The organism is Ruegeria arenilitoris, assembly GCF_013035315.1.
In the GTDB taxonomy this organism is placed as follows: domain Bacteria; phylum Pseudomonadota; class Alphaproteobacteria; order Rhodobacterales; family Rhodobacteraceae; genus Ruegeria; species Ruegeria arenilitoris_D.
On record NZ_WQHP01000004.1, the window covers coordinates 132,435 to 156,927 of the forward strand.

The following is a 24,493-nucleotide window of genomic DNA, read 5'->3' on the forward strand; positions in this document are numbered from 1 at the left end:
CGCCCATGCCAGAATATGTTATTCGCGCTTTGACAAAGGATGAGGTCCAGACAGCCGTGGATTGGGCGGGTCAGGAAGGCTGGAATCCGGGTTTGCACGACGCGGTGTGTTTCCGCAGTTCCGACCCCGAGGGGTTCAAGGGCGGGTTTCTGGACGGGCAGATGATCGCGTCGGCCTCGGCGGTGAATTATGACGATAGCTATTCGTTTCTAGGGTTTTATATCGTTCGCCCAGAACACCGTGGATCTGGATATGGGCTGCAGGTGGCCGAGGCCGTCAAAGCGCATTGCGAACACCGGAACATGGGTATGGACGGCGTAGTCGAGCAGCAGGACAATTATCGCAAGTTCGGCTTCACACTGGCGTATGACAACTATCGCTTCTCTGGCACGGCGGGGGAAATCCTGAACTCTTTAGGCCGGTCTGCACACGATCAGATTGCACCGCTGGGTACGCTCACAGACGCGCTGAGGACGTATGACCGGGGCCTGTTCCCCGCCCCAAGAGAGACCTTTCTGAAGGCCTGGCTTGATGCCCCCAATCATGTCTCGCGGGTGTTTGAAGAAAACGGCCAGATTCGAGGGTATGCCACACTGCGGCGCTGTCTGAGCGGGTACAAAGTTGGGCCCTTGTTTGCTGACACAACCGAGATCGCGCAGGCCCTTTTGGTGTCGCTGCTCACCACTATTCCAACCGATCAGTTGGGGTACGAGGTGTTCATCGACATGCCCAACCCCAACGCACAGGCCATGGCATTGGCGCAACAGTTGGGGTTGACCAAAGTTTTCGAAACCGGTCGCATGTACTCCAGTCACGCACCCGAGATCGATCTGGACCGGATCTACGGAATTACAACGTTTGAGCTGGGGTGATTTCCGCCTCAACTTGCTGAGAAACGATCAATTGAGAAAGCTCGAAGTTATGCCGGGAAAGAACCAACGACAATTGCTGCTTGAGATGTTTGAAAACCTGCCGGGCATAAGTTTCATGGTTCTGTTTCGAACAACAGATGACCTGCAACTTGCCGGATGGGTCGGAACAGCTCTGGCGGCAGCGGTCTACGTTGCCTTTGCCCGAAGGGTCCTGCGGCCACAGCCAATCTTGCTTGGGATCAACCTTTTCATGATCGCAATCACGCCGTTGATCGAAGGCCTCATTCTATCGGGCCATCGTACCGCCGCGACCCTGTTAATCGGAAACATCGCGACGCTGGTTTTGATGAGCGTGTTTGTCGTCGGGCTGCTTTTGACTGCCTTCGCACAAAACGGTTTTCTGAACTATCAGCCCAACAGCACCAAACAAAAGCGCGCGCATTCTGCTGTTCTGCTGATGGTTTGCGCGCTGGGTATCGTGTGGTCACTCGTGGCAGGGGACAACTATCTTGTCTCACTGGCAGCCCCGTTGATGGTGTTGTTCGGGACACATCAGTTGCTCCGGGCAGGAGCAACTGATCAGCAGTCACGCAGCGGCGCGGTTCTGGTGTGTGCGCCGCAGCACCCCTCGGTCTCCGAGGCTTCGATCTAGTCAGAACGCCTTGAACGTCATCGTGGTCAAAGACCGTTCGATATTCGGGATCACCAGCAGGTTTTCATTGATGAAGTGACCGACATCGTCCGTCTCGGGGATGTAGAGCTTGAGCAGCAGGTCGTATTCGCCGCTGGTCGAATAGAGCTCAGAGTGGATTTCGCGCAGAGCGATTTCTTCGGCAACCTTGTAGGTGGTGCCGGGTTTACAGCGGATCTGGATGAAAACGCAGGTGGACATGGGCCGTGCCTTGTTGATTGAATTGCCCGCAGGCTGGCATGGGCTGCGACCGGGCGCAATCCCCTGCAACAGTTTGCGGTGAATACCACACTTGGTCTGGATAAGGCGGCCCGTCCGCGTCTATAAGCGCGCCTGTAGCAAAAGGAATTCGCCCATGCGCAGCGCAAAGATCAGCCGTCAGACCGCCGAGACCGAAATCTCGGTCGAGGTCAATCTGGACGGCACCGGCACCTATGACAATCAGACCGGCGTTGGCTTCTTTGACCATATGCTGGATCAGCTTGCGCGCCATTCGCTGATAGATATGACAATACGCGCAAAGGGCGATTACCACATCGACGACCACCACACGGTCGAAGATACCGGCATCGCGTTGGGTCAGGCCCTGACGCAGGCTCTGGGCGACAAGAAAGGCATCCGTCGCTATGGCGAATGCCACCTGCCCATGGATGACGCACAGGTGCGCTGTGCGCTGGACCTGTCTGGCCGTCCGTTCCTGATCTGGAACGTGGTTCTGCCCACACCCAAGATTGGCACATTCGACACTGAACTGGTGCGCGAGTTTTTTCAGGCGCTCAGCACCCATGGCGGCATCACCCTGCACATCGACCAGTTGCACGGGTTCAACAGCCACCACATCGCCGAAGCGGCCTTCAAGGCCGTTGCCCGCGCGTTGCGCCTGGCGGTTGAAACCGATCCGCGCAAGGCTGACGCGATTCCGTCCACGAAGGGCGCGCTGTAAATGCTGACAGCCATCATTGACTACGAGAGCGGCAACCTGCACTCGGCCGAAAAGGCGTTTCAACGCATGGCACGCGAGGTGAACGCCGGTGAGGTCGTTGTGACCTCGGACGCGGACGTCGTTGCACACGCGGATCGACTGGTGTTGCCCGGTGACGGCGCCTTTCCTGCCTGTGCCGCCGAGTTGCGCGGCCACAAAGGCATTTACGACGCAATGGTCGAGGCCGTCGAGCAGAAGGGCCGCCCCTTTCTGGGCATCTGCGTGGGCATGCAGCTGATGGCCTCGAAAGGCCACGAATACACTGAGACCGACGGTCTGGACTGGGTTGCTGGCGATGTAGTGCGGATCGAACCGTCAGACAACGCGCTGAAAGTTCCCCATATGGGGTGGAACGATCTGGTTCTAGAAAGTGACCACCCGGTCTTTGCCGGAGTGCAAACAGGCGACCATACCTATTTCGTCCACTCCTACCACTTCCGCGTCACCAATCCGGCCGAGCGGTTGGCCTATGTCAATTACGGGCAGGAAGTCACGGCCGTGATTGGCCGCGACACGATGGTTGGAATGCAGTTTCACCCTGAAAAAAGTCAGGATGTGGGGCTGCGCATGATCGGGAATTTCCTGACCTGGACGCCTTGATAGGTTACTGAACCCGCGTCCAGTCCTGCCCGCGGCATACCAGGCCACCTGCAACACAGCCCTTGACGGTCAGCTTGTTTTGGCTGTCCAGCGTCATTTTCGAGCTGTAGGTCTTGTCGCGGTCCGGCGCCCAGATTTTGCCACCGCTATAACTGCCGCCGCCATCGGGAACCATGTCCCAGATGATTTGTTTACCCAGGTTTTCATAGCTCAGTTGCTGGTTGCCCTGGCCATCAAAAGCCGAGTCGATGGTGCCGCAAATGGCGCTGCCACATTCAGCGATCGATACGTGCAGATACCCGCCGGTATCTCCGGGCTGAGTTTTCCAAAGGCCGTCAACCGGGTCTGCGGCCGCAGTGCCCGCTGCCATGGCCGCGAATGCTGCTACGAGTGTGAGTTTCTTCATGATATCCTCCCTGTTTGGCTGCCACTCTGGCCCGCTGGTCAGCTTCGGGCAAGATTGACTTTGCGTCGCGTTGCATCCCCTGCCCCGCTTGTGCGATATCCCGCGCGAACACTTCTGATATAGGGCCACCTGACATGATCCTCTACCCCGCCATCGACCTCAAAGACGGCCAGGCCGTGCGCCTGTTGCGCGGAGAAATGGATAAGGCCACCGTATTCAACGACGATCCGGCCTCTCAGGCGCGCGCGTTTGTCGAGGCGGGCTGCGAGTGGCTGCATCTGGTGGATCTGAACGGTGCCTTCGCGGGTGAGCCGGTCAACGCCGCACCGGTTGAGGCCATCCTGAAGGAATGCAACGTACCTGCCCAGTTGGGTGGTGGCATCCGCGATATGGCAACGATCGAAGCCTGGATCGAAAAAGGGTTGGCCCGGGTCATTCTGGGCACCGTTGCGGTCGAAAACCCCGATCTGGTCCGCGAAGCTGCCAAAGCGTTTCCCGGCAAAGTGGCCGTGGGCATCGATGCCCGCAACGGCATGGTCGCCACCAAAGGCTGGGCCGAAGAAACCAACGTCCATGTGACCGACCTAGCCCGCAGCTTCGAAGACGCAGGCGTCGCGGCGATTATCTATACTGACATCAACCGCGACGGAGCGATGCAAGGGCCGAATATTGAGGCAACAGCAGACCTGGCCCGCGCGGTGTCGATCCCTGTGATTGCATCTGGTGGCGTTTCGTCCATCGACGATCTTATCGCCCTGCGAGACTGCGGTGTCGCGCTAAACGGGGCGATCTCGGGCCGCGCGTTGTATGACGGTGCTATTGACCTGGCTAAAGCGTTGAAGGCGCTAAGCAACTGACAAGCCATTTGGCAAAGCGCTGCCGCATTGATCAGGCGGCAGCTCAGCCTTTTTTCTGAATTCGAGCGGTCGACCCGCGCTATTGCGCCGCGACCGAGGTCAGCTTGGCAAGCGCGCCGCGCATCTTTTCTATGACGGGCGACTTCTCGACTTCGTCAAGTTCGTCCATCGTTTCTTTGGGAACTTCATAGGCCAGCCAAACCTGCCCATTCTCGTCTTCGTATGCCTGAACCTTGAGCGGCAAGAACAAACCGGCCCGTGGATCGATCTGCATCGCCGGCGTGCCCAGCGCCGGATTGCCAAAGATCAGTACTTGATTGGCCGGAATGCTAAGCCCGACCTTGTCCGCGCCCGCAGCGTGATCCACCCGCGCAAAAACGGTCGCGCCCGCGTTGCCCGCGGCAGCTTCGAGGGCGTCCATAGCCTCTTGCACCGATTTGCTCGTGTTTACCTTGATGATATCGTCGGCCATGGCGGACATTGCCCCTCCGAAGGTCAGAATAGTTGCCAGTATCAGTTTTCGCATATTGGACTTCCTTCTGTAATTTTCACTGTTAATTCCACAGGTTTGCGCAATTTCGAGACCACAAGTCCGGCATCGGCAAGGCATTTCTGGTGGCTGAATTATTGCCGTGCCAGCCCACCCATCGACCGTCTTTAATCCGAGAACAATACGTCTTTCTAACAGACATTTTACCAAAATTAGCCCCAACTTGGTCTAAATTCGCCGATAGCGTCGCGGCAACAAACTCGAGCAGGGGTTTCAGCAGTGAGCATTACAAGCACAGAGTTGTCGAACAATTCGTGGTTAAGATTTGCGATAGTATTCAGTTTTTGCACAACAATTTTTGTCAGTGCGTCTTTGTTGTTCTTTGTCCAGCCGCTATTTGCCAAATTGGTCCTCCCCCAAATTGGCGGAGCACCCGCGGTCTGGACGACCGCAATGCTGTTCTTTCAGGTGGTGCTGATTGTTGGCTACATCTACGCGCACGTTCTGACAAAATGGCTGTCGCTGCGCTGGCAGCTTGTGACACATCTGGTGTTCTGGGCATCGGCGCTAACCTTACTACCTTTGTCGGTCAGCGAAAGCTGGAGCTACGACGCATCCAGTTCCACCGCCTGGCAAACCCTTAAGCTCTTTGCGCTTGGTGTCGGCCTACCTTTCGCGGTTCTGTCTGCAAATGCGCCCTTGTTGCAGGCGTGGTACGCCCGTTCAGGCGGCCCTTCGGCGGATGATCCCTACTTCCTTTACAGTGCCAGCAACTTCGGTTCTCTGCTGGCCCTTCTGGCCTTTCCTTTGCTAGCAGACCCCCTTTTGGGCGCACGTGAAACCAGCAACATTTGGTCAGTAGGCTTTGTTATGTTTGGCGGGCTGTTGCTTATCAGCGGACTGGTGACAGTGCGCGGGGCCAACACCTTCGCCGTGGCACCAACAACCGATGTCGCCTACAGCACACCCAAGCTGAAGCAGATCGCGAAATGGATCATCATCGCATTTGTGCCTTCATCGCTGATGCTGTCCTTCACCACGAAGGCCAGCACTGACCTGGGTTCGATCCCGTTGATCTGGGTTGTACCTTTGGCGACCTACCTTCTGTCGTTCATCTTCGCCTTTGCAAAACTAAAAAGGCTGAGCGTCAAGTCGCTTCAAATCCCAATGCTTCTGGCGTTGGTGCTTGGCACAGTGCTTCTGACCAAAATCGTCGACCAGCTTTCGACCCCCTTCGTTTTCCTTTTGTACGTGCCCGTCCTGTTCGTAATCGCCCTTTATGCACACAGGCTGCTGTACGAAATGCGCCCACCGGCCGAGCAACTGACAGTCTTCTACATCGCTCTTTCGGTCGGCGGTGCGTTTGGGGGACTGTTCAATTCGATCATCGCACCGCTTGTGTTCGCGCAAGAGGTCGAAGCCCAACTGACCATGATTCTCGCAGGCGGACTGCTTCTGTTCGGGAAAGGCCCGATTACCCCACGGGCGCTGGCATTCGGGTTTCTCGCGAGCTATCCGATCCTGTATGCAGCCGGAGTGTTTGGCGCTTCAAACCCATTTGACGATGCGACATTGCAGACGATCATTGTAATCTCAATGCTGATCGGAGCCTTTGCCCTATTCCGAAATCGCCCCGCCAGCATTGTCGTGATCATCGCAGCGCTGATGCTGCCCATATTCTCGGACAAAAAGGACTCGTTGTTTCAGGACCGCAGTTTCTTTGGAACTCACAAGGTTTATACGACCGGCAACTTGCGGCTGTACCAAAACGGAACCACTTTGCATGGTCTGCAGTTTGAATCCGAGTTTGGCACGCGACCCACGCCACAGTCCTACTATTACCCGAAAGGTCCGATGGCGCAGGTTATAACGTCCGAGTTTGGCCGCCAGTCCGACAGTATCGGCATTGTTGGTCTCGGGGTCGGGGCGCTGTCCTGTTACAAGCTTCCGACCCAGGAATGGGCCTTCTTCGAAATCGACGTCATGGTCGACCGTGTGGCGCGTGACCCCTCAATGTTCACTTACATCTCGGAATGTGCACCGGATTCGCCTACGCATCTGGGAGATGCCCGGATTGTCATGGCGCAAACGGATTATACATTCGATATTCTCGTGTTGGACGCCTACAGCTCGGACGCGATCCCGTTGCATTTGATAACCAAAGAAGCCGTCCAAATGTACACCGAGCGCCTGGCAGGTGACGGCGTTCTGGTTTTCCATATCAGCAACCGCTACTACGAGCTGTCGACGCCACTGGCGCGCATTGCCGACGAACTTGGGCTTCACATGGCATTGCAAAGGCATTTCCTTGACAAAGATTCCGAATACACAGGAGGCAATCACTCCATCGTCGCGATTATCAGCCCGGACGAAGCCAGGATCGAAGGTTTCTTAGCCGACGACAAATGGAAACCTGTCCTTTCGGATGGACGCGGACCTTGGACCGACGACAAGGCCAACCTTTTGTCGGCACTGCAGTGGCTGCAAAACGAGAAGTAAAGTCGCAGCGGCTCGCAAGGTCGCAAGTCGGGTGAGGCTGTAGCACCAGGACGACAAAGCCAATCGCCCCGCCGATTTCCGCAACAGCCTCAACGGCACTGGAAACGGCGGGGCTTTGACGTTAGAGGTGCGGCAGCAAAGGACGCTGCCATGTTGAAAACCCGCATTATTCCCTGTCTGGACGTCGCCGATGGCCGTGTGGTCAAAGGTGTCAATTTCGTAGGTTTACGGGACGCGGGCGATCCGGTTGAATCGGCCAAGGCGTATGATGCAGCCGGCGCGGATGAGATCTGTTTTCTGGACATTCATGCCACCCACGAAAACCGTGGCACGATGTTTGACGTGGTGCAGCGCACGGCTGAGCAGTGCTTTGTTCCACTGACCGTGGGCGGAGGCGTACGGACCAAGGACGATGTGCGCGCCCTGCTGCTGGCTGGGGCTGACAAGGTCAGCTTCAACTCTGCCGCTGTTGCAAACCCTGACGTCATCGCCGAAGCCGCAGACCAGTTTGGCAGTCAGTGCATCGTCTGCGCCATCGACGCAAAGACCGTCAGCCCGGGCAAGTGGGAAATCTTCACCCATGGCGGACGCAAACCCACCGGCATTGACGCCGTTGAGTTTGCCAAGACCGTTGTGGCCAAAGGCGCGGGTGAAATCCTGCTGACCTCGATGGACCGCGATGGCACCAAAGCAGGGTTCAACCTGCCCTTGACCCGCGCGATCAGCGACGCGGTGGATGTCCCGGTGATTGCCAGCGGTGGCGTCGGTAACCTGGACCATCTGGTCGAAGGCGTGACCAAGGGCGGTGCCAGCGCCGTTCTGGCGGCGTCGATCTTCCATTTCGGCGAATACACAATCCGCGAGGCCAAGGAACACATGGCCGCAGCTGGCATTCCAATGAGGCTGACATGAGCATCCTTCACGATCTGGCCGCCACGATTGAAGCGCGCAAGGTGGCTGAACCCGACTCGAGCTGGACGGCCAAACTGCTGACCAAAGGCCCCGAGAAATGCGCCGAGAAGTTCGGGGAAGAAGCAATTGAGGCCATCATCGAAGCCGTAAAGGGTGATCAGGAAAAGCTGACATCCGAGGCCGCGGATGTGCTTTATCACCTTCTGGTCATGCTGGCGTCACGGGATGTAGCGCTGGATGATGTGCTGACCGAGCTAGGTCGCCGTCAGGGCACCAGCGGCATTGCCGAAAAGGCATCGCGCCCCAAGACCTAAGCGTGGGTTCCGCCCTGCCCGTCTGCCGTATATAGTGCTGTGTCAGTGTATTGACCGACCGAGGGACACGGGCATGACCAGAACTCTGGCCGTTTTGCTGGCCTTGCTTTCGCTTGTAACGCTTGCCGCCTGTTCCGCGCCGCCGCCCCAGACCGGGGACGAAGTGCAACGACTGGCGACGCAAATCCGCAGCCTCGGCCCGGATATCGACCCGGAAGAGGCCGACCGCGCCGCGCGCATTGCCTATTCCTACACCGCCCAACTGGTGCAGGAATACGAAATCACCGACCCGCCCCTGATTCACAATGCCAAGGTCAACAAAGGCCTGCGCCCACGTGGGCTGTGCTGGCACTGGGCCGAAGACATCGAACGCAGGCTAAAGCAGGAAAACTTTGAAACGCTGGAACTGCACCGCGCCATCGCCAACGCCGACAACTCGTTTCGCATTGACCACAGCACCGCGATTGTCAGCCGCAAAGGCGATACGATGTATGAAGGGGTTATTCTGGACCCCTGGCGCTATGGCGGAGTGCTGTACTGGTCACCATTGGTCGAAGACACGCGATACGAATGGGTCCCCCGCGACGTTGTTCTGGAAAAACGCCGTCTGGAACAGGTCGCCCGGATGAAACTCCAGCCCGGCACCTGACCAATCACAGCTTGGACGAAATTACCCCGGTTGCGAAACCGCCCATACGCAGTTCACCGAACAATCGCTGATACTCGATTTTCGGACAGCGATTCATCACGACATCCACACCACGCGCTTGTGCCTTGGCGGCTGCTTCCGGATGCTCAACGCCAATCTGCATCCAGATGGTGCGCAGATCGGGAAAGGCCGACAACGCCTCGTCAACGATCGGAGGAACGGCCTCGGATCGGCGGAAGATATCGACCATGTCGACGGGTTCAGAAATTTCGGCCAAAGACGCCCGAACGGTTTGCCCAAACAGCGCTTTCCCCGCATGGCCGGGATTCACAGGAATGACCGTGTACCCTTTTAGCGACAGATACCGCGCAACGTAGTAGCTGGGCCGTACGGGATTCATCGACACGCCAACCACAGCGACGACCTTTGTGCGTTGCAGGATATCTTTCAGAAAAGAGTCTGTGTAATCCGTCATGCGGCCACCCTAGACGCGGTCCGGCCAAGAAAAAAGCGCCCAGGTCGAACCTGAGCGCCAGTTGTTGGAACGAGGGACAGTGAAATGACCCGCGGCAGTTCCGTTCCGCGGTCACTGTGACATTTAGGCATAAGTTCAGAGAAAAAAAGGGGCGCGTCGCTTTTTTGTGATGACAGAGTAAAAAAAGCGAACTCCCGCCTAGTCAAGATACAGAACGACCGGCCAGTTTTCTTCGGCCATCTCAATGAATTCAGCCCGGTCGCCGCGCCAAACTTTTTCAATTTCGGGCGAATGGGTCAGGTACAACCGACCGTCCACCATATCCCACAGCATGGGATCGGTGCTTTTTAGCAAACCTTGAGCCATGGCATAGGCGCAGTAACCGCCAAACTGCGGGGCGTATGCGCGCGGATTGCTTTCAAACAGATCGCGATTCTCGGCCGACGCGAAATGCCATTCTGCCCCTTTCCAGATCACCGCGTATTCCGGCATGCCTCTAACGGGGGCCGTGCCCTGGAAGTAAGACACAGGATCAAAGCCCGCCATGACCGCGCCGTCTGTTTCAAAATAGACGGGCATGTCCTGGGCTCGGACGGCAGGGACGAGGGCAAGGGCAGCTATCGCCCCAAGTATGATTTTTCTGATCGACATTGCGAGTTCACGGTTACAAAGTCAGGGTATCAAAATGCAATCATTTTGCGCTCAAAACACCCCAATTAACGCGCTTGTGAACAGCCGTGTCGTATTGCGCCGGTGTCAGTCAAAAATATCCTCGACGACATCCCAGGCCTCGTCCATGACACGCGCGAAAAGACCCTTTATCTTCTTTTTCTTTTTGTTCTTGTAAGGCAGTGCCGAGGTATAGCCTTCACGCTTCGGCTTACTGTCACTCAGCTTGCGCTTGGGCACCATCTTGAGGTCATGCAACGGGGCCCCACAGCTGGAACAACTCAACTCGTGGCGTTGCTTTCCCTTCAGAACCAGCGCAGCACGGGTTCCGCAATAACAACAGGTCGCGATTTTGGACGGGCTGGGAATGGGACTCTCCTGTCTATCGGTGCTTTGACGCATATAGGGCAATTGCGGCAGCATTTGAGACGTTGAGCGAGCCAAACCCTCCGGCTGCGTCGATTTTCACCAATTGATCAACGGTTTCTTTGGTCTTTTGCCGCAACCCCGGCCCTTCTGCCCCAAGAACCAAAGCAACAGGCCGGTCCAGCTTGCCGCCCAATGCGGTTTCGATCGTGTCCTCGGCTTCGCCGTCCAGACCCAGCACGAGGAATCCCATGCCCTGCAGTTCGACAATCGCGTCGGCCAAATTGCGCACCCGCAGATACGGTTGGCGTTCCAACGCGCCACTGGCCGTTTTCGCCAGCGCTCCTGTTTCCGGAGCGGAATGGTGCCGCGTACCGATGACCGCGCTCGCGCCTAACACCTCAGCCGAACGAAGAATCGCCCCGACATTGTGCGGATCGGTGACACGGTCCAGCAGAATGATTCTGGGATGTTCGCGTCCAATACAGTTTTCGGCCAGCCCGCCCCAGTCCAGCGGCTTGACCTCAAGCGCGGCGCCCTGATGCACGGATCCGGGATCAATCGGCGCGTTGAACTTGCGCGGGTCGACCATTTCGGCCTCGACCCCTGCAAATTCAATGGCTTCCGCCAGCTTGTCCCGCGCATTTCGCGTTACGATCAGGCGCTGTTTCTGCCGGTTCGGGTTCATCAAAGCGTCCCGAACGGCGTGCAGACCAAACAACCACACGGTTTCAGACGCCGCAGCTTTGCGCGCCTGTTCCTTTTCTACGACCCACTTGGGTTTCTTCATTTCTTGGGCCTCCGGGCCGGGAATTCGGTTTCCTGCGCCAAAGCGGAATTTTCCTGTTGACGCTCCTTTAAGGCGCTAGTAATCACGCCTCCACGTCAGGTGCAACGCCTGACAGTGGGCGACAGGCCGCAAGGTGTGGCAGGGGACTGTAACTCCCTCGCGGAGACGCACGCCTGGTTCGATTCCAGGGTCGCCCACCATTCTTCCAAGCAATTGAAAGTAATGGTGTTGTGCAGCGGTGCTGCGCTGTTTTTGCCGCGATAAGTTGTGGAGCAACTCAGGCGGCTGCTAATTTGGCAAGCAATCCCACTCGTGAACGACCTTGCCCTCTTTGATCGCCAGTATCCGTCCAAACTGGTTCAATACGGCCTCGCTCTGAGTCGGACGCAACAAAGCGATGTCGCCGGGCGTGACCGAGGCTGCGTTGGGCCCGGTCCAGACCTCTTGATTGCTGGAGCGGCCGAAAATCCCAGAATAGCCAAAGCCTTCGGGAAAGACGGGCTGTGCCAGGAAATGCCCACCGAACACCGCGATATCTGTTTTCCGTCGCGGCAGAAAGTCCAACCCCGGCAGCGCGTTACCCGGAAGCGCCTTGAGGACAGGAGTCGCAATGAAAGCCGCCGGCTCAAAGGACCGGGTTGTTTCGTGGTCAAAATCGCTGGGCTTGACCAGAACGGACCCAAAGGCGACCTCGGTCGCCAGACCGTTGGCAAAATAGCTTTGAAACGTCAGGCTGCCGCCCGTGTTCAGGCACAGGCCGCGCCCGCCCTCTGGCAGGGTCGAAACACCGGCGCGAAACGCAGCAGCACTGGCCCGTTCGGCCCGCTTGCGTAGCAAACCCGGCAGTTTGGCTAAATGCGCCTCGTACCCCATCACGCCGACAAGCTGTCCGTAAGGATGGATCGTGATTTGTTGCGCCAGTTCTGCGACCTGCCCCGGGCGTATTCCACCACGATGCAAACCGATATCCAGCTCAAGCGACAAGCGCAGAGGGGTTTTGCGGTCCGTTGCAAGGGTCAGGTATTCCCCGAGTCGCGCCAGAGTGTCGATCAACCATTGAACGCGCCGCGCAGCGTCTGGGCTATCCGACAAAAGCCGCGCGACCGAAGTCACGGGCAGCGGTTTTCCCAGCAGATGGTCCGTGTCCGGCTCGGCCAACAACAGCGCCTGGAGCATTGGTTCCGAGAAGGTCATCAGCCCCGAGGTCGGAATGCGGTCGCGAATGAAATCCAACAAGGGCAGGCACGGCAAGGATTTGGCGACCAACCGGCGCGCTAGACCAGCGTCGGCAGCGCTGTTTGCGACGGAACAGTTTGTATCCAACCGATCCAGATCGACGACCACAACAGGTTTATCTACGCCATAGGCGCGCAGGGTATCCGACAGCGTCTTCAGATAAGCTTCGGTCATGGTCGAAACAGCCGGGCGAGTGCTGGCGTTAGAAACTTTCCATCCGGATCAACCTGTTCGCGAAGGGCGCAGAACCGATCAAAATCCGGATACATCGTCGACAGGTTTTTATAGGTCAGGCTGTGCATCTTGCCCCAATGGGGCCGCCCCCCTGCTTCGACGAATAGGGGCTCAATCGCATCGAAGTAACGTTGGTGATCCTCGCTCGCGTCGGTGTGAATAGCGACTGAGATGCGCCTCCCACCCTGGAACGGAGAAAGACAGGCGGTATCGCCCGCGGTCTGCCGCACCTCGATCGGGAAATAGATGTCCTTGTGGTCACGATGAAGGCGCGTGAGCACCTCTTGAAGAACGTCCCCAGCGACATCGGGGGGCAGATGGTACTCCATTTCTTTGAACGGAATACGCCGGTCGCTGCACAACACACGCCAGCTTTCGCCGACATAATCCTCATCCGACTGCGCCATGGTCAGCAGCTTGAGCAAGGCACCGCGCAGACCCTCGCTGACCTTTCCTGCGCTACGGGCAAGCTTCAGAACCTTCACTGCGATCATATCCAAATCACGCGGCGCCTTGGTTTCTGCGGCATCGGTCAGCGCATGGCGAATCTCGACGGTTTTTCCGGTGAATGGGATGTAGAAGAACTCGAAATTCCGGTTCTCGGCCCATTTCTGGTGCATCGTCGCAAGGCTATCCTGAACCGAGTTCAGGTTCACTTGTCGACGCAGATTGTATTTCGGAACGACAGAAATCTGTGCTTCGGTTAGCACGCCCAGCATCCCCAAAGTGACCTGCGCCATTTCCAGGGGGATGTCTTCGGTGGTCAGGATATCTCCGCTCGCCGAAACCATCCGCGCAGCGGTGATCTCTGCGGCAAGGCAGGGCAGTTCGCGCCCAGTGCCGTGTGTCGCGGTCGAGACCGCACCGGCCAGCGATTGTGCGTTGATGTCACCCAGATTGCGAAAGGCCAGCCCCTTGCCCCCCAGCGCGGGGGACAGATCGCGCAGCCGCGCGTTGGCATTGACCCAGACGCGACCGTCTTCAACGTCACCCAGAGTGGGCAGGTTCAGTGCCGAAAGATCCAGTATCCGGTCGCCACCGGCCACAATCGGAGTAAACGAGTGCCCTGACCCCAACACCCGCAGGCTTTGGGGCTGCGCTATCGCTTGCTGTAGTTCGGCAATTGACGACGGGCGCGCAATTGGTGTGTCAGCGCGCTGGTTTCCGGCCCAGTTGGTCCACATACTGTCTCTCCTCCGCGGAAGAGGATTGCAGCAGTAGCGGCACGAAACAAGTCAGGATAACAGAAGCTTACCCTACGGGAGCTTTATCAGGCTGCCGCCACGCGCTGCGCGGTCACGCGGTCAAACCAGTCTGTGATGCTTTCGATATTCGGCTCGATCTGTTCAGCTGCATCGCCTGTGAAGGCGTCGAACTTTTCCCGGTTCAGGCCGTTCACGCCCACTAGCACGGGAATGTCCTGCGCCAGCGCCTCTGCGATCACAGGGCGGAAACCACGTCCGTCGGCCTCATGCTTGCCGAATTTGTTGATGATCAGCAGCTGCGGTGCGTCGGCCAGAGATGAGGTCACATACCCCACCGCCTGCTCCAACGCCGCGGGGTCCAGACGACAACCGCGCGATTGCTCACCAAGGGATTGCGAGATCCGAATGGTTTCTCCCTCGGGCAAAACGCGGACATCCATGTCACATTTGCTGCTGTCGGCACATTCGGTGTTGGTTTGCACCACGCCCGCCAGGCTTGCCCCCTTGGACAACAGGTGTTCCGCAACCGCGCTGAGAAGACGATCCGTCGCTCCGCGGTCGGTGGTGGTGACATAGGCCAGATGCATCGAAGGACCCCTTGGTACAAATGTGTGACATTCCAGATAGCACGCAAGTGCTTGCACGACCACTCCTTTGCCTTACGGAGCCGGAGAAAGCCCGATCACAGGTGCGTGCAGGTGAAACAGAACCACGAAGAAGACAAGCGCGACCAGCCAGACCCAAAGGCGCGGCCAGGGCTGTGGCGCGTGCAGAGACACGCGGGCGGTGTTCCGAGACAGTCGCGTCCACTCGGCCCCCATCTCACGTTGCTTGCGGCGGTCGATCAGCGCCATGCCGACCAAAGCAAACCCGAAGAATAGCCCAAACAGGATCACATGGGACAGGCTTCCATTCGCCAAAAGATGCGCACCCGCCCACAGCATCAAAGCGACCAGGATGGGATGACGTGTTGTCCGCAGAATCCCCGGATTCTCAGGATCGAAGGCGCGGTTTCCCATCCCGCCAAACGAAAACGGGTTCTGAATTGATAGACCTGCCACCGCCAGCCAGCACACCACCGGCATCGCCAGAAATGGAGCCCAGCGAAAGACGCCGAGCGGCGGGATAACTTCAACATAAGGTGCGCGGGCCGCAGCAACGATTAGCCAGGCCAGGACAAGCAGCGATAGCGCGGAATAGGCAGCGAAATAGCCCTTGCGGCCAAGTGCCGTGATCAAACGCCCGCGCACACCCGGACGCACCGGGATAGCGTGGCTGAGAAGAAAGGTGATCAAAGCTGCAAGGAAAAAGGCCCAACCGGTCATTATTGTCTCCGAACATGTCACAACGGGCCTACGCCCCCGAAACCGCCAAGTCCTTGTCCGAAATCAAGTGTGGGCAAGAAGGGGCGAACGCGCCGCCCCTGCCCTAAGTTTACAGGCCCAATGCCTTGCGTTGTTCCTCGGCAAAGCCCTGCACGATGCGATCGGCGATCAAAGCCAGAATCGCCATCGCCGCACCGGCCGAGATGCCCAGCCCCACATCCGCCTGTCCCAATGCCAGATAGATCGACTGACCCAGACCGGTGGTTCCGATCAGCGCCGCGATCACCAACATGGCAAAGGCATAGAGGATGGTCTGGTTCAGCCCCAACAGGATCGTCGGCGCGGCATAGGGCGCACGAACATCGCGCATGATCTGCCACTCGGTCGCACCGCTGGAGATTGCGGCTTCCATCATCTCGTCCGGGGTGTTGACCAGACCATGCCGCGTGTATCGGATCATCGGGACGATCGCGTATGCGCAAATCGCAAGAAAGGCCGAGAACTCGCCGATCTGGAACACCATCAGAACCGGGATCAGGAAGACGAACAGCGGGATAGTTTGCAGCATGTCGCAGATCGGGCGCACGACTTTCCAGACCGGGGACCACACCGCGCTGGCCAGACCTATCAATCCTCCGACAACCGCGCAGGTGAACACCGCCGCACCGCTGAGGTAGAGCGACAGTAAGGCGCGCTCCCACAATCCCGAAACCAGAATGGTGCAAAGCAGTCCGACCGAAAGCGCCGCAAGACGCCAACCGCCCGCGACATAGCTGAGCGCACCTACTGCGGTCAGGACAAAGGGCCAAGGCAGGTTCGATATCCCGGTTTCCAACATGCCGATGAGGGTCAGAATGACCAAACCGGCGGTCAGTTGGCCGCGCCAAGCCATCAGACCTGCGACGGCAACGCCAAAGGCAAACAGGCCGTAGCTCATGCCGGGCGTCCACTGAAAGCCCCAGGTAAAGGGTAATACCGCCTGGTCCAAGCCGATCCGCAAAGGCAGCAGCACATAGAACAACGAGTTGTTCTTGAGCGCGTCCAACCACGGCCCGTTGGCTTGGGTAAACGCGGTCAGACCGCTATCGACAGCTGCGGCCACCGGGTCCAACAGGGTCAGTTCGGACGGGTTCGGCAGCCACGCCCAGAAGGCAGCGGTGAACAGTGCGGTGAACCCAAGCACAGCCCAGACAACGCGCCGGTCGTACTGTTTGCGCTCGGTCGCCAGCGTCCCGCTCATGCGGTCAATCACCACGGCAAAAACCACGATCACGAGACCGGCCATAAGCGACTCGCCAAACTGCGCCTTGCGCATGGTCAGAAGAACTTCCCACCCGATGTCATTGAATCCGCCAATCACAGCCGCGATGATCACCATCGACAGGGCCGCCATAAGGCACTGGTTCACGCCGACCATGATCTGGGTGGCCGCAGCGGGGATTTCCACCTGAAACAACTGCTGGAACCGCGTTGCGCCGGACATGATCGCGGCCTCTTTGATCTCGGGTTCTACCCGCTCCAGACCCAGCATCACGTTGCGCGCCATTGGGGGCGCCGCATAGATGGCCGAGGCGATCAGACCCACAACGGGGCCAAAGCCAAACAGAAGCAAAAGCGGGGTCAGATAGGCAAAGGTCGGTACCGTCTGCATCACGTCCAGCACCGCTTGGACAAAGGACTTCACGCGCGGCACTTCGTTGGCGAGGATGCCAATTGCGCCGCCGACAGTTAGCGCGACAGGGACCGAGACCGCGACCAGCGCCAGAGTGTTCATGCTTTCGGCCCAGTACCCTGATGCCAGTACGAAACAAAGCCCAAAGAATCCCAGCGCTGCCATAGGCAAGCCACCCAAATACCAGCCCAGCGCTGTGACCAGGCCGATCAGGATCGGCCAGGGCGTGCTGCCCAACAGAAAGTTGGCCCAGTTCATGGGATAGGCCATCAGGTCGGAAAACAACCGCATGGCTGGTTTGATGCCGTTCAGAAACCAATCGAGAAAGGCACCAACCCACTGAGTGGCCGGCAATTCCCAAGCGGCGGGCCATTTGACCAGCCAAGGGGCGACGCCTTCAAGCGTTAGGCAAAGCGCACCGACCACCACCGCGATCAACGCGGCCTTGGCCCCAACCGTGAGCCGCAAGTCGCTTTGCGAAGGGATGTCCGTGACAGCGGTCATGTTTCTTCCACCTGCAGCGCGGCTGCCAGATCCGAAGGATGAACGGTTCCAACGATGTTGCCAGCCTCATCACGCACCGGAACGGGCTCATACAGTTCCATGCAATGTGCCAATGCGGCGTCCAAGGTCATCGAGGTCGTCAGACCCGGATCATCCGGGCCGCGTTCGGCCTCGTCGCGCATGACCGAGGCGACCTTGGCATGCTGACCCTTGGCCACATCTTTCGAGAACTCGCGTACGTAGTCATCAACCGGACGCAGGACGATGTCCGTCGGCGTACCGATCTGAACGATCTTGCCATCGCGCATGATGGCAATGCGGTCCGCCAGTTTCAGCGCCTCTTGGATATCATGCGTAATGAAGACGATGGATTTCTTCAGCGTCGCCTGAATGCGCAGGAATTCGTCCTGCAACTGGCGACGGATCAGAGGGTCGAGGGCCGAGAACGGCTCATCCAGAAACCAGATATCGGGGTTCACAGCTAAGGACCGCGCGATCCCCACCCGCTGGCGCTGACCACCGGAAAGCTGGCGCGGGAAGCTGTCCTCGCGGCCTTCCAGACCGACCAGCGAGATCACTTCTTGCGCGCGGGCCAGACGTTCCTTTTTGCCAACGCCCTGCACGCGCAACGGATAAGCCACGTTTTCGGCGACGGTCATATGCGGGAACAGGCCAAAATGCTGGAACACCATGCCCAGCTTTTTCCGCCGCAGATCGGTCAGCGTTTTCTTGGATGCGCCAACGACATTCTCACCATCGACCCGGATCTCTCCGCCGGTGCCCGGCAATAGCTGTGAGATACAACGGATCAGCGTGGATTTACCGGACCCGGACAAACCCATGATGACGAACAGCTCGCCCTCTTTCACGTCGAAATTGGCATCCTGAACGGCCGGAATGAACCCGTGTTCGCGCAGATCGATAGCGGCCTTGTCTGCGTCATTCCCTGACTGAGACAGCGCGTCGGTCAGGGCCTTTTCTGCGCCTTGGCCAAAGACCTGCCAGAGATTCCGGCAGGCGATGGCTGGCGTATTCGCGTAAGTCACTTATGCGAACTCACTGCGTTGCTGCGTCAACAACCGGACGCCACTTGTCTTCGTTCTCGGCCATCCATGCGGCAACAACTTCTTCGACCTGACCGCCGTCAACGTCGATTGCGCCCATCATCGGCTGCTGATCTTCAACTGCCAGCTCAAAGTTCGAGAGGATTTCAAAGGCTGCAGGCCATTTGTCTTCCATGCCGCTCCAGCTGGCCTTGAAGATCCGCGACGGCGAGAAATCACAGTCGTTCACAGCGTTTGGGTTCGGGCCCCATGCCGGGTCGTTAAAGCACGCCTCTTCACCGACCGGCAGGTCAACGAACTGAACGTCATAAGCCGACATCGCCCAATGCGGTTGCCAGAAAGTAATCAGCAGGGGTGACTTGCGCTCGGTCGAGGCGCGCAGTTCAGCGATCAGAGCACCTTCGGACCCCGCAGGAACAGCTTTGAACGGCAGCTCAAGACCAACCATACGGTCAGCACCGGGCGTGCCCCAGTCGGCCGGATAATCGACCAGACGGCCACCAGGCAAAGTTTCTGCAGTTGCAAAGACTTGCGCGCAGTCTTTCAACGCTTCCCATGCAGGCAGACCTGGGCACAGTTCGGCCACGTGCGCCGGGTAGGCAATGCCTTCCTTGGCGTCCAGACCCAGATCGCCGATCTCAACGACCGTGCCTTCTTCAATCTTCTTGGCATATTCATCCGATACGTTTGACGACCAGATTTCCAGCGTTGCAGTGATGTCGCCATCTGCAATCGCCTGGAACTGGTTCATCATGCCGGCGGTGACAAATTCGACGTTGTAGCCCGCGGCCTTCAGCATCTCGCCAGCGACATGGGTCGTCACGTGCTGACCGGTCCATTCGTTGATCGCCAGTTTGATCGGCTCGTCCACGGCGCCCATATCGGCGGCATAGGCGGAGCCGGCTACCGTCATCGCCAACAGGCTGACACTGAGTATTTTCATCGACATTCTCCCTGTCTTTTCTGTTCATCGCCCTGCCCAGTGCAAACTTTCGCACCGAGACGCGTGTCGGACGACAATACCATGTCGCAACATGCACAATTTTAGCCGCAAAAGGGAAGTGAACAGTTCGGCCACGGACGGAATTTTTCGCCCAAAACCAAGCCGCAAGTCCCCACCTGCTGCAATCTGCATAACGCCCGACCGTATGTGTTTTGACCGTTTCCTCGGCCGGACATTGATTGACGAGTCAATCACAAACCCGAATCCCCTGTTTTGTCGAGCTTTTCTTTTATCAAACTCGGTTTTTTCTTCCCTGCGCCTATCTTCGCGGCACCCTGAATCCGGCAACGAGTCACGGTTTGAGACCTTGCAACCCAGCATTCCTCGGGCAAACCTGCTGGCAAAGGAGACAGCGTATGCGCCATTTTGACCAAGTTTTCGAGATAGCGGCCGACCGCCATGGCGGCGCAGCGGTACTGGAGCAAAAGCTGAGCAAACCCAAAAGCTTGGAAGACCTAGCTGCCATGCCAGATGACCGCTGGCTATCGATCATCACCAGAACCATCTTTCAGGCCGGTTTCAATTGGAAGGTCATCGAGAACAAATGGGAGGGGTTCGAAACCGCATTTGACGGGTTTGACGTGGGGCGCTGTGCCTTCATGGATGACGAAAAATTCGACGCGCTGCTTCAAGACACGCGCATCGTGCGCAACGGGACCAAGATTGCAGCCGTTCGCGACAATGCCGCTTTTCTGCTGGAACTGCGCGAAGAAGGCGGTGCGGGTCAGGTTCTGGGGGGCTGGCCCTCGACCGATTATGTCGGACTGCTGGCAATGCTGGGCAAACGCGGTTCGCGCCTTGGCGGTGCCTCGGCGCAATATGCCATGCGGTTTGCCGGGCGCGACAGCTTCATCCTCTCGCAGGACGTCACTGCGCGGCTGATTGCCGATGGCGTTGTCGACAAAACACCGACCTCGAAAAAGGCGATGGCAGCGGTGCAAGAGGCCTTCAATACCTGGATGGACCAATCAGGCCGGTCACTCACTGAAATAAGCCGTGTTTTGGCAATGAGCCTTTGAAAACAGCTTGCAGCGCGGGTTCTTCGGATTAGGCTTTGTCTATGGCTTGCCGTATTTTAATGACGCTTTTTCTTTTGGTAGCAGCCTGTGGCCGTCCGCTGACCAATCAGGAACGCGCGTTTGCAAGCGCCGTACAGGGTGAAACGCTGAACCTGGATCGCGTGCGTCTCGTCGAAGGCGCCCCTGTTGCGCCGATTACGTTCTACCGAAAAGACCGGCCGCGTTTGGCTTGCCGTGAACGCATTTTGCCCCCGACCGAAGAGGGTGTTGTCACCGCAAAACCGGCTGCCGTTGCCTTGTTCAACAAGGTCTACTTCACAAAAGACTGGTACCTTGAGGACTATATGTCCGACTTCCCCGACCAGATGGATCTGATTGCCGCGATGTTGCTAGCGCATGAATTGACCCATGTATGGCAGTGGCAGAACCGAGCCGTCACTGGCTACCACCCCCTACGCGCCGCGGCAGAGCATGGAGGCAACACAGATCCCTATCTGTTCGACCTTGATACATCGCCTGACTTCTTGTCCTACGGTTTCGAACAACAGGGGGCGATCGTCGAAGAGTACGTGTGCTGCCGCGCGCTCGACCCCACTGCGCCGCGGACGAAACGTCTGCATGATATGCTGGGCGCCCATTTCGACCTGTCCCCCCTGCCCGGCGCACAACGTGAACGTGCCGTGGTCATCCCGTGGAGCGGGGCAAAGGTCGAAGGAATTTGTCGCGAGGGCTGAGGCCTATTGAAGCGTCTGCAGATACGCCACCAGATCGACAATCGGCTGGCTGGTCAGGATCGGCTGACCGTCAGGCGTTTTCATAGACGTATCCTGCCCCTCGAAATATGGCCCGTATACGGGCATCGGGCTACCATGACTGACCAAAGGATCGCGCCCGTCGATACGCGCCACGACTCGGGCGGTCGGGAACACCCCGTCCTCGGCAGCCAATTGCGTCAGGTCGGTAGGTTGGATCACCAGCACACCAGCCATCGGGCCATGCCCGGTTGCCTCGATTCCATGGCATGTGGCGCAATAGTGTTGATATAGCTCAGCCCCCGTTTCGACATTTTGCCCAACGGCCTGAGACGCGAACGCCATCACGCCTGCACAAACGGCTCCGAACATCGGTCTGATCATCGCATCCTCCTGTCACGATTGACATTTGCAGGCTTGCCCGATGGCCAGCTTGGCGCAATGATCCAGATCAACGAAGGCGGAGGATACGGGCCATGACACAATATGCAGCCATCATGCTGGCAGCCGGAATCGGAGTCCCAATCCTGGCGGCGTTGAACGCAGCCCTGGGCAAGTTGATCGGATCGCCGACTACCGCTGCTGTGGTCCTGTTTGCCATCGCCTTTGGCGCGTCTGCGTTGGTGATGCTGCTATTCCCCGGGTTCGAAGCTTTGTCCAAGGTCGCTCAGGCCCCGAAGCACCTGCTGCTGGCCGGTGTTCTGATCGCGTTCTACGTTCTCTCGATCACCCACGTCGCGCCGCATTTCGGTGTCGGCAATGCGGTGTTCTTTGTGCTGCTGGGGCAGTTGATCAGCACGGCAGCAATCGACCATTTCGGTCTGTTCGGCGCTCAGGTGACGCCGCTGACATGGATACGCGCCGGAGGCATTGCTGTGATGGCCGTTGGCGTCGCGATCACTCAACTGGCCTGAGGACACCCGCTTCCAGCCGCAGCTTGCGGTCCATGCGCGCGGCCAAATCCATGTTATGCGTGGCGATCAGGGCGGAAAGTCCCTCGTCCCGTACCAGCGCCATTAACGCATCAAACACCTGATCCGAGGTTTCAGGGTCCAGATTGCCCGTCGGCTCATCCGCCAGCAAAACGCGTGGCTTGTTGGCCAAAGCGCGGCAGAAAGCGACGCGTTGTTGTTCGCCACCCGACAAGGCGGCGGGGCGGTGATCCGCGCGCGCGGCGACACCCACGCGATCCAGCAAAGCCATCGCCCGGTCCTGCGCCGCTTTCTCGGAAACGCCATTGGCCAGTTGCGGCAGAGTGATGTTCTCAAGCGCGGTGAACTCGGGCAGCAAGTGGTGGAACTGATAGACAAAGCCCACATCCTGCCGGCGCAGCGCGGTGCGGGTCCGGTCACCCTTGCCTGCAACGTTCTGACCCGCGATTTCGACCGATCCGTTGTCCGGCCTGTCCAGCAGGCCGGCGATATGCAGCAACGTTGATTTGCCCGCTCCCGAGGGCGCGACCAGCGCCACGGCTTCACCGACCCGCAGTTCAAGATCGACACCGCGTAACACCTGAACCTCTCCGGGTGTGCCTTTCAGATAAGTCTTGGTCAGACCATCCAGCCGCATCGTGACATCATTCATAGCGCAGCGCCTCAACCGGGTTCAGCCGCGCCGCACGGCGGGCCGGGAAATAAGTGACGATGAAGGAAAGGCCCAACGATAGTCCAATTGCCTTAAGTACATCCGACAAGTGCAACTCGGCAGGCAGAGAATAGATGCCGCGAATGGAAGGATCCCAAACGCCGCCGCCCATCACGTAATTCACGAACGAGAAGATCGGATCGATATAGATCGCAAACAGGCAGCCCAGGATCACGCCCATTGCAGTGCCGATTATGCCGGTGAACGCCCCGCAGATGAAAAAGACACGAAGCACGGAACCCTCGCTCAGACCAATTGTGCGCAGGATACCGATGTCGCGGCCTTTGTTTTTGACCAGCATGATTAGGCCGGACACGATGTTCATCGCCGCGATCAGGACAAGGATCGACAGGATGATGAACATCACGTTGTCCTCGACCTCAAGCGCCCGCAGGAATCCGCCCGATGCATCCTGCCATGTCCAGATCTGGCTGCGCTCACCCGCCGCCTCAAGGATAGGGATCAGGATCGGGGTCAGCTCCTCGGGCCGTTCGACCATCACTTCGATCTCATCGGCCACGCCTTCGCGGTTGAAGAAGCTCTGGGCTTGTTCGAAGGGCATGTAGAGGCGAGTGCGGTCGATGTCATAACGCCCGGCCGAGAACACATAGACCACGCGATAAGCGTTCACCCTTGGCGATGTCCCAAACGCGGTCTTTACGCCATTTGGCGAGGTCAGCTTAACCGTATCGCCCACCGTCGCCCCGATGCTGCGCGCCACGCCCGAGCCGATGGCGATCACGTCCTCTCCATCCTGGAATTCGACCAGATCACCCACTGCCTGTTCGCTTTCTGCGACGCCCGGCAGATCGCGCAGGTCATCCGGACGGATGCCAAACACCTCAACGCCGCTACTGCGGTCGCGATTGGTGATCAGAACCTGCCCCTTAACCAACGGAGCCGCGCGTTCGACACCCGGCACCTGAGCAATACGCGCGGTCCTCTCGTCGTAATCCGCAATCCGGCGGATCAAGTTGCCGTGACCATCGAACTCACCGGCGGAATAGACGGTCACATGCGCGTTTGCACCCAGAATGGTTCCCACAAACTCGGCCCGAAAGCCCGAGCGCACAGCCAGCGTGGCAATCAACGCGAAGACAGCCAAAGTGATCCCGATAAGCGAAATCCATGTCATCACGCTCACGCCGCCTTCAGCGCGGCGCGCGCGTAGGTAGCGCCAGGCGATTTTCCATTCAAAAGGGGCAAAGGGCGGGGGTGTTTTGGCCATGCCTGCTCCGGTTCGTTGGTTGTCGCGACCCTTTC

Annotated in this window: 29 protein-coding genes and 1 tRNA gene; 13 read left to right on the forward strand and 17 right to left on the reverse strand. The window is 58.3% G+C overall.

The window, feature by feature from the left end; genetic code table 11:
- Positions 1-5: 5 nt before the first annotated feature.
- The gene (locus tag GOV53_RS10385) at positions 6-872 is read left to right on the forward strand and encodes a GNAT family N-acetyltransferase (RefSeq protein ID WP_170466268.1); all 867 of its coding nucleotides are present in this window, start codon (positions 6-8) and stop codon (positions 870-872) included.
- A gap of 49 nt (positions 873-921) precedes the next feature.
- Entirely contained in the window at positions 922-1,524 is a 603-nt protein-coding gene (locus GOV53_RS10390; protein WP_170466272.1) for a hypothetical protein, read from the forward strand.
- On the opposite strand, the gene GOV53_RS10395 is transcribed toward GOV53_RS10390, so the two are convergent.
- Positions 1,525-1,764, reverse strand: coding sequence for an Lrp/AsnC family transcriptional regulator (locus tag GOV53_RS10395; RefSeq protein ID WP_074735480.1), 240 nt, complete (start codon positions 1,762-1,764; stop codon positions 1,525-1,527). It lies immediately after the preceding gene.
- A 154-nt stretch (positions 1,765-1,918) separates the two neighbouring features.
- Here GOV53_RS10395 and hisB point away from each other — a divergent pair, with 154 nt between their 5' ends.
- Together hisB and hisH are read left to right on the forward strand one after the other, a co-directional pair.
- Entirely contained in the window at positions 1,919-2,506 is a 588-nt protein-coding gene (gene hisB, locus GOV53_RS10400; RefSeq protein ID WP_170466275.1) for an imidazoleglycerol-phosphate dehydratase HisB, read from the forward strand.
- On the forward strand, positions 2,507-3,145 hold the full coding sequence (hisH, locus tag GOV53_RS10405) for an imidazole glycerol phosphate synthase subunit HisH (protein ID WP_170466278.1): 639 nt from the start codon (positions 2,507-2,509) through the stop codon (positions 3,143-3,145).
- Between the two features lie 4 nt (positions 3,146-3,149).
- Here the strand turns inward: hisH and GOV53_RS10410 are convergent, their stop codons facing one another.
- On the reverse strand, positions 3,150-3,551 hold the full coding sequence (locus tag GOV53_RS10410) for a DUF2147 domain-containing protein (protein ID WP_170466281.1): 402 nt from the start codon (positions 3,549-3,551) through the stop codon (positions 3,150-3,152).
- A 134-nt stretch (positions 3,552-3,685) separates the two neighbouring features.
- Between GOV53_RS10410 and hisA the strand changes: the two genes are divergently transcribed.
- Positions 3,686-4,408, forward strand: a complete 723-nt coding sequence (gene hisA, locus GOV53_RS10415) for a 1-(5-phosphoribosyl)-5-[(5-phosphoribosylamino)methylideneamino]imidazole-4-carboxamide isomerase (RefSeq protein WP_170466284.1) — start codon at positions 3,686-3,688, stop codon at positions 4,406-4,408.
- 79 nt (positions 4,409-4,487) lie between these two features.
- Here hisA and GOV53_RS10420 read toward each other — a convergent pair whose 3' ends face one another.
- Entirely contained in the window at positions 4,488-4,934 is a 447-nt protein-coding gene (locus GOV53_RS10420) for a DUF302 domain-containing protein (protein ID WP_254439262.1), read from the reverse strand.
- Positions 4,935-5,351: 417 nt separating this feature from the next.
- On the opposite strand from GOV53_RS10420, the gene GOV53_RS10425 reads away from it, so the two are divergent.
- The 4 genes from GOV53_RS10425 (at position 5,352) to GOV53_RS10440 (ending at position 9,272) form a co-directional block, all read left to right on the forward strand.
- Entirely contained in the window at positions 5,352-7,397 is a 2,046-nt protein-coding gene (locus tag GOV53_RS10425) for a transporter (protein ID WP_254439263.1), read from the forward strand.
- A 150-nt stretch (positions 7,398-7,547) separates the two neighbouring features.
- Positions 7,548-8,309, forward strand: coding sequence for an imidazole glycerol phosphate synthase subunit HisF (hisF, locus tag GOV53_RS10430; RefSeq protein WP_170466287.1), 762 nt, complete (start codon positions 7,548-7,550; stop codon positions 8,307-8,309).
- Entirely contained in the window at positions 8,306-8,623 is a 318-nt protein-coding gene (locus GOV53_RS10435) for a phosphoribosyl-ATP diphosphatase (protein ID WP_170466290.1), read from the forward strand. The genes hisF and GOV53_RS10435 overlap by 4 nt, the downstream gene beginning before the upstream one ends.
- Before the next feature lie 73 nt (positions 8,624-8,696).
- Positions 8,697-9,272: a hypothetical protein gene (locus GOV53_RS10440; RefSeq protein WP_170466293.1), complete on the forward strand. Its 576-nt coding sequence runs from the start codon at positions 8,697-8,699 to the stop codon at positions 9,270-9,272.
- 4 nt (positions 9,273-9,276) lie between these two features.
- Here the strand turns inward: GOV53_RS10440 and GOV53_RS10445 are convergent, their stop codons facing one another.
- From GOV53_RS10445 to rlmB, 4 genes are all read right to left on the reverse strand, one after another.
- A complete protein-coding gene (locus tag GOV53_RS10445; protein ID WP_170466295.1) occupies positions 9,277-9,747 on the reverse strand; it encodes a CoA-binding protein in 471 nt (156 codons plus the stop codon).
- 198 nt (positions 9,748-9,945) lie between these two features.
- Positions 9,946-10,398: a YHS domain-containing (seleno)protein gene (locus GOV53_RS10450; protein ID WP_170466299.1), complete on the reverse strand. Its 453-nt coding sequence runs from the start codon at positions 10,396-10,398 to the stop codon at positions 9,946-9,948.
- Between the two features lie 105 nt (positions 10,399-10,503).
- Entirely contained in the window at positions 10,504-10,674 is a 171-nt protein-coding gene (locus GOV53_RS21515; protein ID WP_367648771.1) for a hypothetical protein, read from the reverse strand.
- Between the two features lie 124 nt (positions 10,675-10,798).
- Positions 10,799-11,572, reverse strand: a complete 774-nt coding sequence (rlmB, locus tag GOV53_RS10460) for a 23S rRNA (guanosine(2251)-2'-O)-methyltransferase RlmB (protein WP_170466302.1) — start codon at positions 11,570-11,572, stop codon at positions 10,799-10,801.
- 116 nt (positions 11,573-11,688) lie between these two features.
- Between rlmB and GOV53_RS10465 the strand changes: the two genes are divergently transcribed.
- Positions 11,689-11,772, forward strand: a tRNA-Tyr gene (locus tag GOV53_RS10465).
- Positions 11,773-11,860: 88 nt separating this feature from the next.
- Here the strand turns inward: GOV53_RS10465 and GOV53_RS10470 are convergent.
- The 7 genes from GOV53_RS10470 to GOV53_RS10500 form a co-directional block, all read right to left on the reverse strand.
- Complete coding sequence (locus GOV53_RS10470; protein ID WP_170466305.1) at positions 11,861-12,982, reverse strand: alanine racemase; 1,122 nt, start codon at positions 12,980-12,982, stop codon at positions 11,861-11,863.
- Positions 12,979-14,226: a D-arabinono-1,4-lactone oxidase gene (locus GOV53_RS10475; protein ID WP_170466308.1), complete on the reverse strand. Its 1,248-nt coding sequence runs from the start codon at positions 14,224-14,226 to the stop codon at positions 12,979-12,981. The genes GOV53_RS10470 and GOV53_RS10475 overlap by 4 nt, the downstream gene beginning before the upstream one ends.
- An 86-nt stretch (positions 14,227-14,312) precedes the next feature.
- The gene (locus GOV53_RS10480) at positions 14,313-14,834 is read right to left on the reverse strand and encodes a DUF2478 domain-containing protein (protein WP_170466891.1); all 522 of its coding nucleotides are present in this window, start codon (positions 14,832-14,834) and stop codon (positions 14,313-14,315) included.
- A gap of 72 nt (positions 14,835-14,906) precedes the next feature.
- Positions 14,907-15,572, reverse strand: coding sequence for an NnrU family protein (locus GOV53_RS10485; protein ID WP_170466311.1), 666 nt, complete (start codon positions 15,570-15,572; stop codon positions 14,907-14,909).
- 109 nt (positions 15,573-15,681) lie between these two features.
- Complete coding sequence (locus GOV53_RS10490; RefSeq protein WP_170466313.1) at positions 15,682-17,748, reverse strand: ABC transporter permease; 2,067 nt, start codon at positions 17,746-17,748, stop codon at positions 15,682-15,684.
- Positions 17,745-18,794: a betaine/proline/choline family ABC transporter ATP-binding protein gene (locus tag GOV53_RS10495; protein ID WP_170466315.1), complete on the reverse strand. Its 1,050-nt coding sequence runs from the start codon at positions 18,792-18,794 to the stop codon at positions 17,745-17,747. Before GOV53_RS10495 ends, GOV53_RS10490 begins: the two co-directional genes overlap by 4 nt.
- A 10-nt stretch (positions 18,795-18,804) precedes the next feature.
- Positions 18,805-19,755 carry an ABC transporter substrate-binding protein gene (locus GOV53_RS10500; RefSeq protein ID WP_170466316.1) on the reverse strand — a complete coding sequence of 317 codons (951 nt, stop codon included), beginning with the start codon at positions 19,753-19,755 and terminating at the stop codon, positions 18,805-18,807.
- A gap of 416 nt (positions 19,756-20,171) precedes the next feature.
- On the opposite strand from GOV53_RS10500, the gene GOV53_RS10505 reads away from it, so the two are divergent.
- Together GOV53_RS10505 and GOV53_RS10510 are read left to right on the forward strand one after the other, a co-directional pair.
- Positions 20,172-20,834: a DNA-3-methyladenine glycosylase I gene (locus tag GOV53_RS10505; protein WP_170466318.1), complete on the forward strand. Its 663-nt coding sequence runs from the start codon at positions 20,172-20,174 to the stop codon at positions 20,832-20,834.
- 59 nt (positions 20,835-20,893) lie between these two features.
- A complete protein-coding gene (locus GOV53_RS10510) occupies positions 20,894-21,568 on the forward strand; it encodes a hypothetical protein (RefSeq protein WP_437436794.1) in 675 nt (224 codons plus the stop codon).
- Between the two features lie 3 nt (positions 21,569-21,571).
- Here GOV53_RS10510 and GOV53_RS10515 read toward each other — a convergent pair whose 3' ends face one another.
- Positions 21,572-21,970 (reverse strand): c-type cytochrome, encoded by a 399-nt coding sequence (locus GOV53_RS10515; RefSeq protein WP_170466322.1) that lies wholly within the window; start codon positions 21,968-21,970, stop codon positions 21,572-21,574.
- Between the two features lie 92 nt (positions 21,971-22,062).
- Here GOV53_RS10515 and GOV53_RS10520 point away from each other — a divergent pair, with 92 nt between their 5' ends.
- Positions 22,063-22,500 carry a DMT family transporter gene (locus tag GOV53_RS10520; protein ID WP_170466324.1) on the forward strand — a complete coding sequence of 146 codons (438 nt, stop codon included), beginning with the start codon at positions 22,063-22,065 and terminating at the stop codon, positions 22,498-22,500.
- Here GOV53_RS10520 and GOV53_RS10525 read toward each other — a convergent pair.
- Both GOV53_RS10525 and GOV53_RS10530 read right to left on the reverse strand, forming a co-directional pair.
- Entirely contained in the window at positions 22,484-23,170 is a 687-nt protein-coding gene (locus tag GOV53_RS10525; protein WP_170466326.1) for an ABC transporter ATP-binding protein, read from the reverse strand. The two genes, GOV53_RS10520 and GOV53_RS10525, sit on opposite strands and share 17 nt — an antisense overlap.
- Positions 23,163-24,458 (reverse strand): lipoprotein-releasing ABC transporter permease subunit, encoded by a 1,296-nt coding sequence (locus GOV53_RS10530; protein WP_170466328.1) that lies wholly within the window; start codon positions 24,456-24,458, stop codon positions 23,163-23,165. The genes GOV53_RS10525 and GOV53_RS10530 overlap by 8 nt, the downstream gene beginning before the upstream one ends.
- Between the last annotated feature and the right edge of the window lie 35 nt (positions 24,459-24,493).